General features: G+C 72.5%; 11 protein-coding genes. 7 read left to right on the forward strand and 4 right to left on the reverse strand.

All coding sequences use genetic code 11. The features are described 5' to 3' along the window. Nucleotides 1–65: 65 nt before the first annotated feature. Together GA0070624_RS07370 and GA0070624_RS07375 are read left to right on the forward strand one after the other, a co-directional pair. The gene (locus GA0070624_RS07370; protein ID WP_176731990.1) at nt 66–1,379 is read left to right on the forward strand and encodes a S1C family serine protease; all 1,314 of its coding nucleotides are present in this window, start codon (nt 66–68) and stop codon (nt 1,377–1,379) included. Nucleotides 1,380–1,454: 75 nt separating this feature from the next. Beyond that, on the forward strand, nt 1,455–1,871 hold the full coding sequence (locus GA0070624_RS07375) for a twin-arginine translocase TatA/TatE family subunit (RefSeq protein ID WP_091337929.1): 417 nt from the start codon (nt 1,455–1,457) through the stop codon (nt 1,869–1,871). 166 nt (nt 1,872–2,037) lie between these two features. Here GA0070624_RS07375 and GA0070624_RS07380 read toward each other — a convergent pair whose 3' ends face one another. From GA0070624_RS07380 to GA0070624_RS07390, 3 genes are all read right to left on the reverse strand, one after another. Beyond that, on the reverse strand, nt 2,038–3,186 hold the full coding sequence (locus GA0070624_RS07380; protein WP_091337932.1) for a P-loop NTPase: 1,149 nt from the start codon (nt 3,184–3,186) through the stop codon (nt 2,038–2,040). Between the two features lie 187 nt (nt 3,187–3,373). Continuing rightward, a complete protein-coding gene (locus GA0070624_RS07385) occupies nt 3,374–3,982 on the reverse strand; it encodes a DUF1003 domain-containing protein (protein WP_091348330.1) in 609 nt (202 codons plus the stop codon). Further along, nucleotides 3,975–5,261 (reverse strand): magnesium transporter MgtE N-terminal domain-containing protein, encoded by a 1,287-nt coding sequence (locus GA0070624_RS07390; RefSeq protein WP_091337935.1) that lies wholly within the window; start codon nt 5,259–5,261, stop codon nt 3,975–3,977. Before GA0070624_RS07390 ends, GA0070624_RS07385 begins: the two co-directional genes overlap by 8 nt. A 33-nt stretch (nt 5,262–5,294) precedes the next feature. On the opposite strand from GA0070624_RS07390, the gene GA0070624_RS07395 reads away from it, so the two are divergent. Both GA0070624_RS07395 and GA0070624_RS07400 read left to right on the forward strand, forming a co-directional pair. After that, a complete protein-coding gene (locus tag GA0070624_RS07395) occupies nt 5,295–6,164 on the forward strand; it encodes a PhzF family phenazine biosynthesis protein (protein ID WP_091337938.1) in 870 nt (289 codons plus the stop codon). An 81-nt stretch (nt 6,165–6,245) separates the two neighbouring features. Beyond that, nucleotides 6,246–6,779, forward strand: a complete 534-nt coding sequence (locus tag GA0070624_RS07400) for a hypothetical protein (RefSeq protein ID WP_091337941.1) — start codon at nt 6,246–6,248, stop codon at nt 6,777–6,779. A 10-nt stretch (nt 6,780–6,789) separates the two neighbouring features. Here the strand turns inward: GA0070624_RS07400 and GA0070624_RS07405 are convergent, their stop codons facing one another. After that, nucleotides 6,790–7,491 carry an HAD family hydrolase gene (locus GA0070624_RS07405; RefSeq protein ID WP_091337945.1) on the reverse strand — a complete coding sequence of 234 codons (702 nt, stop codon included), beginning with the start codon at nt 7,489–7,491 and terminating at the stop codon, nt 6,790–6,792. Between the two features lie 105 nt (nt 7,492–7,596). On the opposite strand from GA0070624_RS07405, the gene GA0070624_RS07410 reads away from it, so the two are divergent. The 3 genes from GA0070624_RS07410 to GA0070624_RS07420 all read left to right on the forward strand — a co-directional run bounded on the left by GA0070624_RS07410 (nt 7,597) and on the right by GA0070624_RS07420 (nt 12,962). Then, a complete protein-coding gene (locus GA0070624_RS07410; RefSeq protein WP_091337949.1) occupies nt 7,597–8,553 on the forward strand; it encodes a DMT family transporter in 957 nt (318 codons plus the stop codon). Between the two features lie 84 nt (nt 8,554–8,637). Further along, entirely contained in the window at nt 8,638–10,854 is a 2,217-nt protein-coding gene (locus tag GA0070624_RS07415) for an APC family permease (RefSeq protein ID WP_091337953.1), read from the forward strand. Nucleotides 10,855–10,976: 122 nt separating this feature from the next. Then, nucleotides 10,977–12,962, forward strand: a complete 1,986-nt coding sequence (locus tag GA0070624_RS07420; RefSeq protein WP_245718695.1) for a potassium transporter Kup — start codon at nt 10,977–10,979, stop codon at nt 12,960–12,962. Nucleotides 12,963–13,163 lie beyond the last annotated feature (201 nt).

Raw genomic sequence — 13,163 nt, forward strand, 5'->3', positions numbered from 1 at the left:
GACGGTATCCCGCGCGGCGTGATCGCCTCGGTTCCGCCGGATCGCGGCGCGGGAGGCGGGACGGACTGGGAGGCACCGACGTGACCGACGGCTGGGACTGGCGCCAGCCCGGTGGAACTCCGGAACCGGCGGAGCGGCCGGTGTCCGGGTCACCGCGGACGACGCCGCACGGTGCCGCGAGCGGCACGACTTCGCCCTGGTGGTCCGACGCGCTCGCCGACCCGTGGCGCGACCCGTACGCTCCCGCCGCAGTGGTGATCCCGGCCGCCTCCACCGGCGGCGCGGAACCGGAGCCGGTCAGCGACCCGGACGCCCCCGGCCGCCCGAAGCTGCGGCAGATCCTGCTGATCTCGCTGGTCACGGCGTTGCTGGCCGGGTCCCTCGGTAGCGCGCTGACCTACGCCTTCCTGCGCGGTGGCGCCGGGGCCACGGTGCTGGGCGCCCGCCCCGCCGAGGGCCCCGCGCTGGCCCAGCGCAAGCCCGAGTCACTCGCCGGCGTCGCCGAGAGGGTCCTGCCCAGCGTGGTCACCGTCCGGGTGAGCAGCCTCGGCGGGACCAGCGAGGGCTCCGGCTTCATCGTCAGCGAGGACGGGCACGTGATCACCAACGACCACGTGGTCACGGGCGGCACCGGCAAGGCGTCGGTGGTATTCAACGACGGCACTACCGCACCGGCCACCGTGGTCGGGCAGGATCCGGAGTCGGACATCGCGGTGATCAAGGTGTCCCGCAAGGGGCTCAAGCCGGTGGAGTTCGGCGACTCCGATGCGCTGGCGGTGGGCGACCCGGTGCTCGCCATCGGCTCGCCGCTCTCGCTGGCCAACACGGTCACCGCGGGCATCGTCAGCGCCCTGGACCGGACCATGCAGGCCGGTGAGCCGGGTGGGCCGGTGCGCTACTACGCCGCGATCCAGACCGACGCGGCGGTCAACCACGGCAACTCCGGCGGCCCGCTGGTCGACGGGGCCGGCCGGGTGGTCGGGGTGAACTCGACCATCAAGTCGCTGGTCGCCGAGGGGCAGGAGGCCGGCAACATCGGGCTCGCCTTCGCCATCCCGATCAACCAGGCCAAGCGGGTGACCCAGGAGATCATCGGCACTGGCAAGGCCCGCCGTACGGTGATCGGCGCCGAGGTCGGCGGTGCGACCAACGGCACCGGCGTACGCCTGTCGGCGGTCGAGCCGTCCGGCCCGGCGGCCGCGGCCGGGCTCCGGGCCGGCGACGTGATCCTGCGGCTGAACGGCCGGCCGATGACCGAGCCGACCGATCTGGTCGCGCTGGTCCGCAAGTACGCCCCCGGCTCGGTGGTGACCGTGGAGTACCGGCGGGGGTCGAGCCGGCAGAACGCCTCGGTGACGCTCGCCGCAGACGCCAAGTGAGCACCGGTCACCCCCTCCCGGACCGGGCTCCGACGTGCGTAGTCTTGGCCTGAAGCCGACGAGGAGGCCGAGGGCGTGTTCGAGAACCTGAACGTGTGGGAGGTCGGCGCGCTGCTGCTCCTGGCGCTGTTGATCTTCGGAGACCGGCTGCCCGCGGTGATCAACGACGGCCTCCGGATGGTCCGCAACCTGCGCAACATGGCCCGCAACGCCACGGGTGACCTGAGCCGCGAGTTGGGCACGGACATCCAGCTCGAGGACCTGCACCCCAAGGCGTTCATCCGGAAGCACCTGCTGAGCGAGGAGGACGAGCAGGCCATCCGGAAGCCGCTGCAGGGCATGTACGACAACCTGCGGTCGGACGTCACCGGCGTGCACGACGAGCTGAAGGACGTCGCCAAGGCGGCGGACCTGCGGTCCAACGGCACCCACCCCACCACCGCCAACGCCCCCGCCCCGGCCCCCCGCCCCAGCTACGACGACGCCACCTGACGGACCCGGCTCACCCGCCCTCTCCAGCCCGTCCTTCCGGCGGCTGATCATGAAGTTGTTGTCCGGCGCGTCGGCGTGTCATGACAACAACTTCATGATCAACGAGACCGACCCTCCCGGGTTCGGGCCGGGAGGGTCGGTGGGAGCGTGTGGGGCGCGGCCGGGGTCAGCGGCTGGCGGGCTTGAGGCCCAGGGGCTTGCCGAGCAGCGACTCGCGCCGCAGGGCCAGCCGGTCGGCGACCTGGTTCAGCGCCTTCGCGGCCGGGGCCGCCGGCTCGGCCAGCACGATCGGCGTGCCGGCGTCACCGCCCTCGCGGACCCGGGTGTCCAGCGGGATCTGCCCGAGCAGCGGCACCTGCGCGCCGATCGTCCGGCTCAGTGACTCGGCGACCGTCTGGCCGCCGCCCGCGCCGAAGAGCTCCATCCGGGAGCCGTCCGGCAGCTCCAGCCAGGACATGTTCTCGATGACGCCGACCACCCGCTGGTGGGTCTGCAGCGCGATCGCGCCGGCCCGCTCGGCGACCTCGGCGGCCGCGGCCTGCGGCGTGGTCACCACGAGGATCTCGGAGTTCGGCAGCAGCTGGGCCAGCGAGATGGCCACGTCGCCGGTGCCCGGGGGCAGGTCCAGCAGGAGCACGTCCAGGTCGCCCCAGTAGACGTCGGCGAGGAACTGCTGCAGCGCCCGGTGCAGCATCGGGCCACGCCACACCACCGCGGCGTTGCCGGCGGTGAACATGCCGATCGAGATCACCTTCACGCCGTGCGACTGCGGCGGCATGATCATGTCCTCGACCCGGGTCGGGCGGCCGTCCGCGCCGAGCATCCGCGGCACCGAGTGGCCGTAGATGTCCGCGTCGACCACGCCGACGGAGAGGCCCCGGGCGGCCAGCGCGGCGGCCAGGTTGACCGTGACGCTCGACTTGCCGACGCCGCCCTTGCCGCTGGCCACCGCGTACACCCGGGTACGGGAGCCGGGCTGGGCGAACGGGATGACCGGCTCGGCGGTGGCACCGCCACCGCGCAGCTTCGACTGGAGCTCCTGGCGCTGCTCCGGGCTCATCACGCCGAACTCGATCTCGACACCCGTCACGCCGGGCACCGCGCCCACGGCGGCGGTGATGTCGGTGCGCAGCTTGTCCTTCAGCGGGCAGCCGGCCACGGTGAGCAGCAGCTCGACCCGGACGACGCCGTCGTCGCCGACCACGGCGGAACGGACCATGCCGAGCTCGGTGATCGGCCGACGGATCTCCGGGTCGTTGACGGTGGCCAGGGCGGCCTGGATCGCGTCGGAGACGGTGCTGACGGGTGCTGACATGCCCGCAATGCTACGTCGGTGGTCATCGGCGGCCGCCGCTGGCGGGTCCGGTGTGAGCGAATCGATGACGCCGCCGGCCCGCCGTCGAGGGATGGACAGGATACGCCACGAAGTGGGACGATCGACGCGAACGCCGCCCGCCTGGCCCCTTGAGGCGAGCGGCGTTCAGACGTTCCGGCCCGCGGACTCAGCCCTCCGGACGGCGGTCCCCGGCCAGGTCCCCGTCCAGGTCGTCCCGCGGCTCGTCCAGCGGCTCGCCACCGCCGGAGCGCTGGGCTGCCTTCTCCCGCTGCCGGCGCTCCAACTTCTGCCGGCGCTGGGCGGCCTCGTCCAGCTCCTCGGCCAGCCGGGTCAGCTCGGAACGGACGAAGTCCCGGGTGGCCACCTCGCCCATCGCGATCCGCAGCGCGGCGATCTCCCGGGCCAGGTACTCGGTGTCGGCCTTCTGCGCCGTCGCCCGCCGCCGGTCCTCCTCGAACGCCAGCCGGTCCCGATCCGCCTGACGGTTCTGCGCGAGCAGGATCAGCGGCGCCGCGTAGGAGGCCTGGAGGGAGAGCACCAGGGTCAGGAACGTGAAGGTGTACGGGTCGAATTGCAGCTGGGCCGGGGCGAGGGTGTTCCAGACGAACCAGGCCGTGATCACCACGGTCATGTAGACGATGAAGTTCGCCGTCCCCATGCCCCGGGCGATCCCCTCGGACCACCGGCCGAACGCCTCCGGGTCGAACCGGGGCAGCTTGACGCCCCCAGGCTCGCGCGGCTGGTCCAGCCGCTCGGCCCGTCGCTGGTCAGCCATCGGCGCCACCCACCGCCTCGTCGGCGGGGCCCGGGGAAGGTACGGCGTCCCGCTCCCGCCAGTCACGGGGCAGCGAATGGTCCAGCACGTCGTCCACGGTGACCGCGCCGACCAGTCGGTTGGTCCGATCCACCACCGGCATGGCGACCAGGTCGTAGGTGGCCATCCGACGGGTGATCTCCGGCAGCGGGGTGGTCGGCCGCAGCGGATCGATGTCGTTCACCACCACCCCGCCGAGCAGGTCGGCCGGGGGCTCGCGGAGCAGCCGCTGAAAATGGACCATCCCCAGGTAGCGGCCGGTCGGGGTGGTCATCGGCGCGCGGGTCACGAAGACCTGCGCGGCCACGGCGGGGGAGAGCTGCGGCTCCCGGATCCTTGCGAGGGCCTCGGCCACGGTGGCGTCCGGGGGCAGGATCACCGGTTCGGAGGTCATCACGCTGCCGGCCGTGCCGGAGGCATACCGCAGCAGTTGGCGTACCGGGTTGGCCTCGTCCGGCTCCATCAGGTCGAGCAGCACGTCCTGCTCCGGCGGGGGCAGCTCGTTGAGCAGGTCGGCGGCGTCGTCCGGGTCCATCTCCTCCAGCACGTCGGCGGCGCGTTCCCGGTCCAGCGCGGCGAGGATCTCCACCTGGTCGTGCTCGGGCAGCTCGCTGAGCACGTCGGCCAGCCGCTCGTCGTCCAGCGCCGCCGCCACCTCGTTGCGCCGCGCGTCGGGCAGGTCCTGCAGCGCGTTGGCCAGGTCGGCCGGGCGCATCTCCTCGAGCACCGCGAGCAGGTTGGCCGTACCCCGCTTGTCGCTGATGCCGCTCAGCCCCCGGACCCGGTCCCACTCGACCTGCTGCAGGTGGCCGCGGCGGGTGAGCCGACCGGTCTGCTCGCGGACGGCGACCCGGGTCAGCGACCACTCGCCGCTGCGGCTGCGCTCCATCGCCACGTCGACGACCATGCCTGGCCAGCCGTCCGGCTCCACCTGCACCCGCCGGTCCAGCAGCTCCTGGAGCACCAGCACCTCGTTCGGGCGCTTCTCGAAGCGGCGCAGGTTGAGGGTGCCGGTGCCGAGCACGACGGCGTCGGCGTCGATTGAGGTGATCCGGTTGATGGAGAGGAAGATCCGTCGCCGCATCGGCATCTCGGCGACCAGGCCCACCACCTCGGGCGGGCGCTGGGCCGGCCGGATCCGGGCCACCGCGTCACGAACCCGGCCCACCTGGTCGCCGTTGGGGTCGAAGACGGCGACTCCGGCGAGCCGGGCGATGTAGACCCGGTTCGGCGTACTCACGGGCACCAGCCTAAAGGCCTAGTGTTTATCAACATGTCGACCTTGGCCTACGAGATCGTGGACGTCTTCACCGACCGCCCGTTCGCCGGCAATCCGCTGGCCGTGGTGTTCGGCGCCGAAGGGCTGGCCACCGAGCAGATGCAGGCGCTCGCCCTTGAATTCAACCTGTCCGAGACGGTGTTCGTGCTGCCGCCCACGCAGGTCGGTGCGACGTACCGGGCGCGGATCTTCACCCCGGTCGAGGAGCTGCCGTTCGCCGGCCATCCGAGCGTCGGGGCCGCCGTCACCGCGAGCCGACGCGGGATGTTCGGCGTGGGCAGCGTCACCCAGGAGTGCGGCGCCGGGGTGCTCCCGGTCGAGATCACCGCCACGGGCGCGACGCTGACCGGCGGCGCCCCCACCCTCGGCCCCGAGTTGGACCCGGAGCCGCTGCTGGAAATGGCCGGCCTCACCGTCGCGGACCACGCCGGCCCGCCGCCGCGGGTCGCCGGCTGCGGCCTGGAGTTCCCCTACCTTCCGGTACGCCCCGACGCGGTGGCCCGCGCGCGGGTCAACCCGGCGGCTGCGGAGCGGTACGGCGTGGAGCACGTCAGCGTTTTCTCCTGGGACGCCGACACGCAAACCGCGCACGCCCGGGTCTTCGTACCGGGGCTCGGTGTACCTGAGGACCCGGCGACCGGCTCCGCCGCCCTCGGGCTCGGGGTATGGCTGGTCGCCAGCGGGCTGCTGCCCGGCGAGGGCCGCTCGGCGTACGCGGTCCGTCAGGGCGTCGAGATCAACCGCCCGTCCTCGCTGGCCTGCACGGTCACGGCGGCGGGTGGGGTGGCCGTGGGCGCGACCGTCGCCGGGCAGGTGATGCCGGTGGCCCGCGGCGAGATCGCCGTCCCACCCTTCGTCGGCTGAGGTGGAAGGAAGGGCCCCCTTTAACGCCTCCGGTAGCGCTGGGGGCCCCTGTTGACAGCCGGTCGGCACTGGTCGGCAGGAATGCGGGAGGATGCCGGGGTGAGCGACGAGGTGGACGAGCGGATCACCCCGCCCCTCGTGGAGGAGGCGGTGAAGAAGGCGGCCGTCGCCTGGGTGGCGGTGGCCGGCGGGCCGGCGTACGCGTTGTGGTGTCTGCCGCTGGAGGGAGCGCTGCTCGTGGTCACCGGCCCGGGCGAGCAGTCGGCGCCCGGGCTGGCGGACGCCACCGAGGCGCAGGTCACCCTCCGGGGCGACCACGGCGGACGGATCGTCACCTGGCAGGCCCGGGTGACGCGGCTGACCCCCGGCACCGAGGAGTGGAACGCTACCGCGCCGCTGGTCGCGGCGAAGCGGCTCAACGCCCCCGGGCCGAGCGCTGACCTGATCGAACGGTGGGCGGCCGAGGGCTGCGCGCTGAACCGGCTGGAACCGGCGGGGACCCCGGTGTCCGGCTCCGACCTGCCGGCGGACTCGCTGGCGGAGGTTCCCCGGGACGCGCCCGTGGTGCGCGCCACCCGCAAGCCGTTTCGGCTGCACAAGGTCCGCCGCCGCTGACCCGGGTGGCTCACGGGGCGGGGCAGTCGACCGGCTCGACCAGCTCCAGTACCTCGGTCAGTGAACTCAACACCGGCCCCGCCCAGGCCGGCTCGGCGTTGAAGACCATGTGCTCGGCCAGGTCCGGGGCGGCCAGCCGCACCGCGGTCATCCCGGCCCGTGCCGCGCCGGTGAGTTCCTGGCTGCCGCCGTCACCGACGTAGAGGCAGTCGGCCGGGACCAGGCCGAGCCGTTGGCACGCGGTCAGGTAGAGCGCGGGATCCGGCTTGCAGCGTCCCACCTGCACCGAGAAGACCCGTACGTCGAGCAGCGGGGCGACCGCCAACTGCGGCAGGAAGGCCGGCAGTTCGTGGGTGCAGTCGCTGATCAGCCCGGTCCGTACGTTCCGCTGGCGCAGCGCCGACAGGACCGGCACCGCCTCGGCCCGCAGCCGGGTGTCGGCCCGTACGGCCCGGTGCCGGGCGGCGACGGCGGCCCGCATCGCCGCGTCCGACGGGTTTACGCCGGCCTGGGCGCAGACCCACCGGAGGGTCGCCTCGGCGTCGCCGAGCAGCCCGGTGGCCCGCTGGTAGTAGGTGCGGTCGAGCACCTCCACCAGGGTCTCGCTCGGGCAGCCCAGCAGCTCCGCGGTGGAGCGGTGGCCCGAGCCGCGCTGAACGGAACGGGTCAGCGTGCCGAAGAAGTCGAACAGCACCGCCTGGAACGTGGGCATGGGGGAGCGCCTCCGGGCGTCGAGGGGGTCGCCGGCGGGGACGCGCTGATGGTAACGGAGCACTGACGATCCGTGCTGACCCGTCTCGTGTGAGGATTGCTCTCCGTGTCCTCCGCTCCGCACCGCCCGCCCCTGGACCCGCTGACCGTCGGCGTGGTCGTGGTCGCCGTCGCCGCCGTCTCGTCGTCCGCCCCACTGGTCGCCTTCGCGGCCGCCCCGGCCCTGGCCATCGCCTTCTGGCGGAACCTGCTGTCGGTGGCCCTGCTCGGCCCGGTCTCGCTGGCCCGGCGGCGGGCCGAGTTCCGATCGCTGACCGTCGGCGCCGGCCGACGGGAGGGCTTCCACTGCGTACTGTCGGGGGTGGCGCTGGCCGCGCATTTCGCCACCTGGATGCCGAGCGCGCAGCTCACCTCGGTCGCCGCCGCCACCGCGCTGGGCGCCACCCAGCCCGTCTGGCAGGGGCTGATCGCCCGCTGGCAGGGGCGGCGGCTGCCGCTCGCGGTCTGGGCCGGCATCGCGGTGGCCGTGCTCGGCGCGGTGCTGGCCACCGGCGCCGACTTCGCCGTCTCCGGCCGGGCCTTCGCCGGTGACCTGCTCGCCGTCGCGGGCGGCATGTTCGCGGCCGTGTACACCGCGTTCGGCGAGCGGGCCCGGGCCACCATCAGCACCACCACCTACACCACCATCTGCTACGGCGTCTGCGCGCTGATCCTGCTGGTGGTCTGCCTGGTCGGCGGGGTACGCCTGCACGGCTACGACGGCCGCACCTGGCTGGCCATCCTCGCCCTGGTGGCCGGCGCCCAACTGCTCGGCCACTCGATGTTCAACTACGCGCTGCGGCGGATCTCCGCCACCACGGTCAGCGTGCTGATCCTGCTGGAGGCGCCCGGCGCGGCCCTGATCGGCTGGGCGTGGCTGGGCCAGCTGCCCCGCCCGCTGGCCCTGCCCGGGCTCGCGCTGCTCCTGGCCGGCGTCGCCGTGGTGGTCCTCGGCGGCGCCCGCACCGCCCGCCGCCCCGAACCGGTCCCCCTCCCCGCCGACCCCGCCCCCTTCGGCGACTGAGCCGGTCGCGCACTTCCCCGGAAAGTGTGGCCATTCCGCAGCCGGAGGGTCCACTTTCCGTGAAAGTGCGGAGGAGGGGGTGGGATGAGGCGGCGGGGTGGAGGCGAGGACGACGAGGCCGAGCGGGGCACCGTCGTCACGCCCTCGGCCGAGTTCCCCCCGCTCGACCCGGACGAGTTGGCCGCGCTGAGCCGGATCGGCGAACGGTGGCGCACCCCGCGCTGCCCCGGCGGGGACGAGCTGCCCGTGGACCCGACCCTGGGCCGGAACCGGCGCCGGCCGGCCCCCACCCGCTTCGGCCGGCTCGCGCCGATCGAGATGTTCATGGTCGAGGAGCAGGACGAGCTGGTCGCCACCGAGGCGGCCCACCAGCCCGGCTCCCGGCTCGGCCGGGGCCTCAGCCGGCTCCGTCGAGCGCTCTTCGGCCCGCCGTTGAGCAGCACCGCCGTGCTGTACGAGCGGATGCGCAAGCTGGTTGCCCTGCCGATCCTCTCCTCGGACCTGCTCAGCTCGGTGGCGTACGGGCCGGAGGCCATGCTGGCCGTCCTGCTGCTCGCCGGGACCGCGACCCTGCACCTGTCGCTGCCGCTGGGGGCCGCGCTGGTCGTCCTGATGGTGGCGGTCGGCCTGTCGTACCGGCAGACCATCCCCGCCTACCCGCACGGCGCGGGCTCCTACATCGTGGCCAGCGACAACCTCGGCGCCGCTTCCGGGCTGATGGCGGCGGCCGGGCTGATGATGGACTACGTCCTGACCGTGGCGGTCTCGGTGGCGGCGGGGGTACACGCGGTCACCTCGGCGCTGCCCGGCCTCGCCCCGGAGACCGTGCCGCTCGGCGTGCTGGTGATCGCCGTGCTGCTCGCCGGAAACCTGCGTGGGGTACGCACCGCCGGCAACATCTTCGTCCTGCCCACGTACGCCTTCATCGTCGCGCTCGTCGCGCTGCTGGCGGTCGGTTGGCTCCGCGCGGCTGGCCGGGGCTTCGCGCCGCTGCCCCCGCCACCGATGCCGGCCGTCGAAGGACTGAGCCTGCTGCTGGTGCTGCGCGCGTTCTCCTCCGGTGCGACGTCGATGACCGGCATTGAGGCGGTGTCGAACGCGGTGCCGGCGTTCCGGCCGCTGGAGTGGCGTAACGCCCGGACCGCCCTCGTCTGGATGGTCAGCATGCTGGTGGTGTTCTTCGCCGGCCTGGTCGGGTTGATCCACCTGTCCGGCCTGGTGCCCAGGCCCGGCGAGACCCTGCTGTCGCAGTTGGCCCGCGCCACGTTCCCGACCGGCCCGTGGTACGGGCTGATCCAGGCGGCCACCGCGCTGATCCTGCTGCTGGCCGCGAACACGGCCTTCAACGACTTTCCCCGCCTGCTCTTCTTCATGGCGCGGGACGGGCACGCACCCCGCCGGTTCCTGCACCTGGGGGACCGCCTGGCGTTCACCAACGGGCTGGTCGCGCTCGCCGTCGCGGCGGCGGTCATCTTCGTCGCCTTCCGCGGCAACACCGAAGCCCTGATCCCGCTCTTCGCGGTGGGCGTGTTCCTGGCGTTCACCCTCTCCCAGGCCGGCATGGTGGTGCACTGGTGGCGCCGGCGAAGGTCCGGCTGGCACCACCGGCTGGCGATCAACGCGATCGGCGCCGCCATGTCCGCGGTGGTCCTGCTGACCGCCGCGATCGGGAAGTTCACCGAGGGCGCCTGGGTGGTGGTCGTCGCGGTGGCCCTGCTCGTCCTGCTCTTCCGCCGGATCCACCAGCACTACGCCGCGCTGCACCGGACGCTGGCGCTGCGCCCGCCGCCGGGGGCCGGCCCCGCGCCGCCCCCGGTCGGGTCCGCGCCGGGAGCGGCGCCGACCGGGTCCGCGCCGGAGACCGCGCCCGCCGAGGTCGAGGAACTACCCCAGCAGGTACGCCACCTGGTGATCGTGCCGGTCGCCCGGCTGAACCGGGCATCGCTGCGCGGCCTGGCGTACGCGTCCTCGCTGGGTCAGCCGACGCTCGCCGTGCACATCGCGCCGGAGGAGGAGGAAGCCGACCGGTTCCGGGAGCAGTGGGAGGCATGGGGCGACCACGTGCGGCTGGAGACGATCGTGTCGCCGTACCGGGCGGTCATCGGGCCGCTGGCGCACTACCTGGAGGCGCTGCACGCCTCCCGGACGGATCTGACGCTGACCGTGATCGTGCCGGAGGTGGTGCTGCGCCGGCTTTGGCACCGGCCGCTGCACAGCCGGGCCGAGCAGCGGCTGCGCAAGGCCCTGCAAGCCCTGCCCGGCGTGGTGGTCACCAGCGTCCCAGTCCACCTCGCCGAGTGAGCGTCACAGGTACGCCACGTATCGTCGCCATGGCGCCACCAGCCGTCGCTGGCTATGTGGGCGGTCGGCGCGCTTCGGAGATCGGGTGTACGGAGCGGCGTGCGGGTTGGTATGCCTGTGGGGTGTGGGAGCAAGCGAACAACGAGCAGCCTTCGGTGGGCGGCAACGGGCCGACGGAGGACGGTGGAACGGCGTCCCAGACACCGCTGACGGGTCACCCGACGGCGGGGAAGGCGGCGGGGCTGTCGCTGCTTCTGGGCGCGTTGGGTGTGGTGTACGGCGATATCGGCACCAGCCCGCTGTATGCGCTGAAGACGGTCTTCACCCTTGACCGCAACCTGGAACCGAACGCCCGCGACGTGTTCGGCGTGATCTCGCTGGTCTTCTGGTCGATCACCCTGATCACGTCAATCAAGTACGTGATCTTCATCCTGAGGGCCGACAACGACGGCGAGGGCGGCGTGATGGCCCTGGCCGCCCTCGCCCGACGGGCGCTGCTCAACACCAACGGAAGGCGCGCCGCCAGTGTGTTGGCGCTCGGGGCGCTCGGCGCCGCCCTGTTCTACGGCGACAGCGTGATCACCCCGGCGATCTCGGTGTTGTCGGCGGTGGAGGGACTGGAGGTCACCTCCCCGCAGTGGGCGGTGGTCGTGCTGCCGGTATCGGCGGCGATCCTCACCCTGCTGTTCGCCGTCCAACGATGGGGTACCGCACGGGTCGGAGCCGTGTTCGGGCCGATCATGCTGTTCTGGTTCGCCTGCCTGGGCGTCGCCGGCGCGGCCGAGGTGTTACGTCACCCGAGCATCCTGGCCGGGCTGTCACCGACGTATGCGGCCCTGTTCGTCGTGCACCACCCGGTGATCGCGTTCGTCGCGATGGGCGCGGTGGTGCTGGCGATCACCGGCGCCGAAGCGCTCTACGCCGACATGGGCCACTTCGGCCGCGCCCCGATCCGCCGGGCCTGGTTCGCGATCGTGTTTCCCGCGTTGACACTCAACTACCTCGGCCAGGGCGCGTTGATCCTACGGACACCGGACAGCCGCGCCAATCCGTTCTTCCTCCTGCTGCCAGGCTGGGCGCGGCTGCCGATGGTCGTCCTGGCCACCGTGGCCACCGTGATCGCGTCCCAGGCGGTGATCTCCGGGGCGTTCTCGGTGTCCCGGGAGGCGATGCGGCTGGGTTTCCTGCCGCACCTGCGCATCCGGCAGACCTCCCACCGCGAGTACGGGCAGATCTACGCGCCCGGGGTGAACTGGAGCCTGTTCGCGGCCGTCCTGCTGGTGGTGTTCGCGTTCGGGTCATCCACGAAACTTGCCGCCGCCTACGGGGTGGCGGTCACCGGCACATTCCTGATCACCACGACCCTGTTCCTGGTCGTCGCGCGGGCACTGTGGCGCTGGTCCACCCGGCGCGTGGTGCTGTTCGGGGTCGTCTTCGGCAGCATCGAGCTGATCTTTTTCACCGCGAACCTGGCCAAGGTCAGCCACGGTGGCTGGTTGACCCTGCTCATCGCGATCGTCGTGTTCACGATCCTGGTGACGTGGCGGCGCGGAGCCCAGCTGGTCACCCCGCGACGGATCGAACGGGAAGGCCCACTACCGGCCTTCATCAACGACCTGCACGCCGCCAACATCCCGTTCGTGCCGGGCACCGCGGTGTTCCCGCATCCGAACAAGGAGACGACGCCGCTGGCACTGCGCGCGAACGTCGCGCACAACCACGTCCGGCACGAGAGAATTGTGATCATTACCGGTCGTACCGCGAACGTCCCGCACATCCCCTGGGACCAGCGACTGACCATCGACGATCTCGGCGACCCCAACGACGGCATCGTCCACATCACCGCCGTCTTCGGCTTCCAGGACCCCACCGACTTCCCCGAGGTCCTACGCCACGCCGCCACCCACCCCCTCGCCGAAGGAATCGCCCTTGACCAGGTCTCCTACTTCGTCTCCAGGATCACCCTGCGTTGCACCCGCCGCCCCGGTATGGCCATCTGGCGCAAGCGCCTGTTCATCGGCCTCGCCCACAACGCCGCCAGTCAAGCCGAGTTTCTCCACCTGCCAGACGAACGCACCATCGTCCTGAGTGCTGAAGTTCCCGTCTGAACCCCCGCCAACTGCACTCCACAACACTGAACAGCAGTCGACGTTGCTCAATATCGCGTGGTGAGGAGTATCTGCAGGCCGGGCGGTCAGGGACGAGCAGCCGCTCGAGCGGACTACGGCTCGGCGTCCTGGGAAGTCTGGACGAGTCCTGTTCGCGGCCGGCGGAGGTTCCGGTGTCCAGCAGTGCCAGGAGACTGCGGC

The organism is Micromonospora rhizosphaerae (genome assembly GCF_900091465.1).
GTDB classification, from domain to species: Bacteria; Actinomycetota; Actinomycetes; order Mycobacteriales; family Micromonosporaceae; genus Micromonospora; species Micromonospora rhizosphaerae.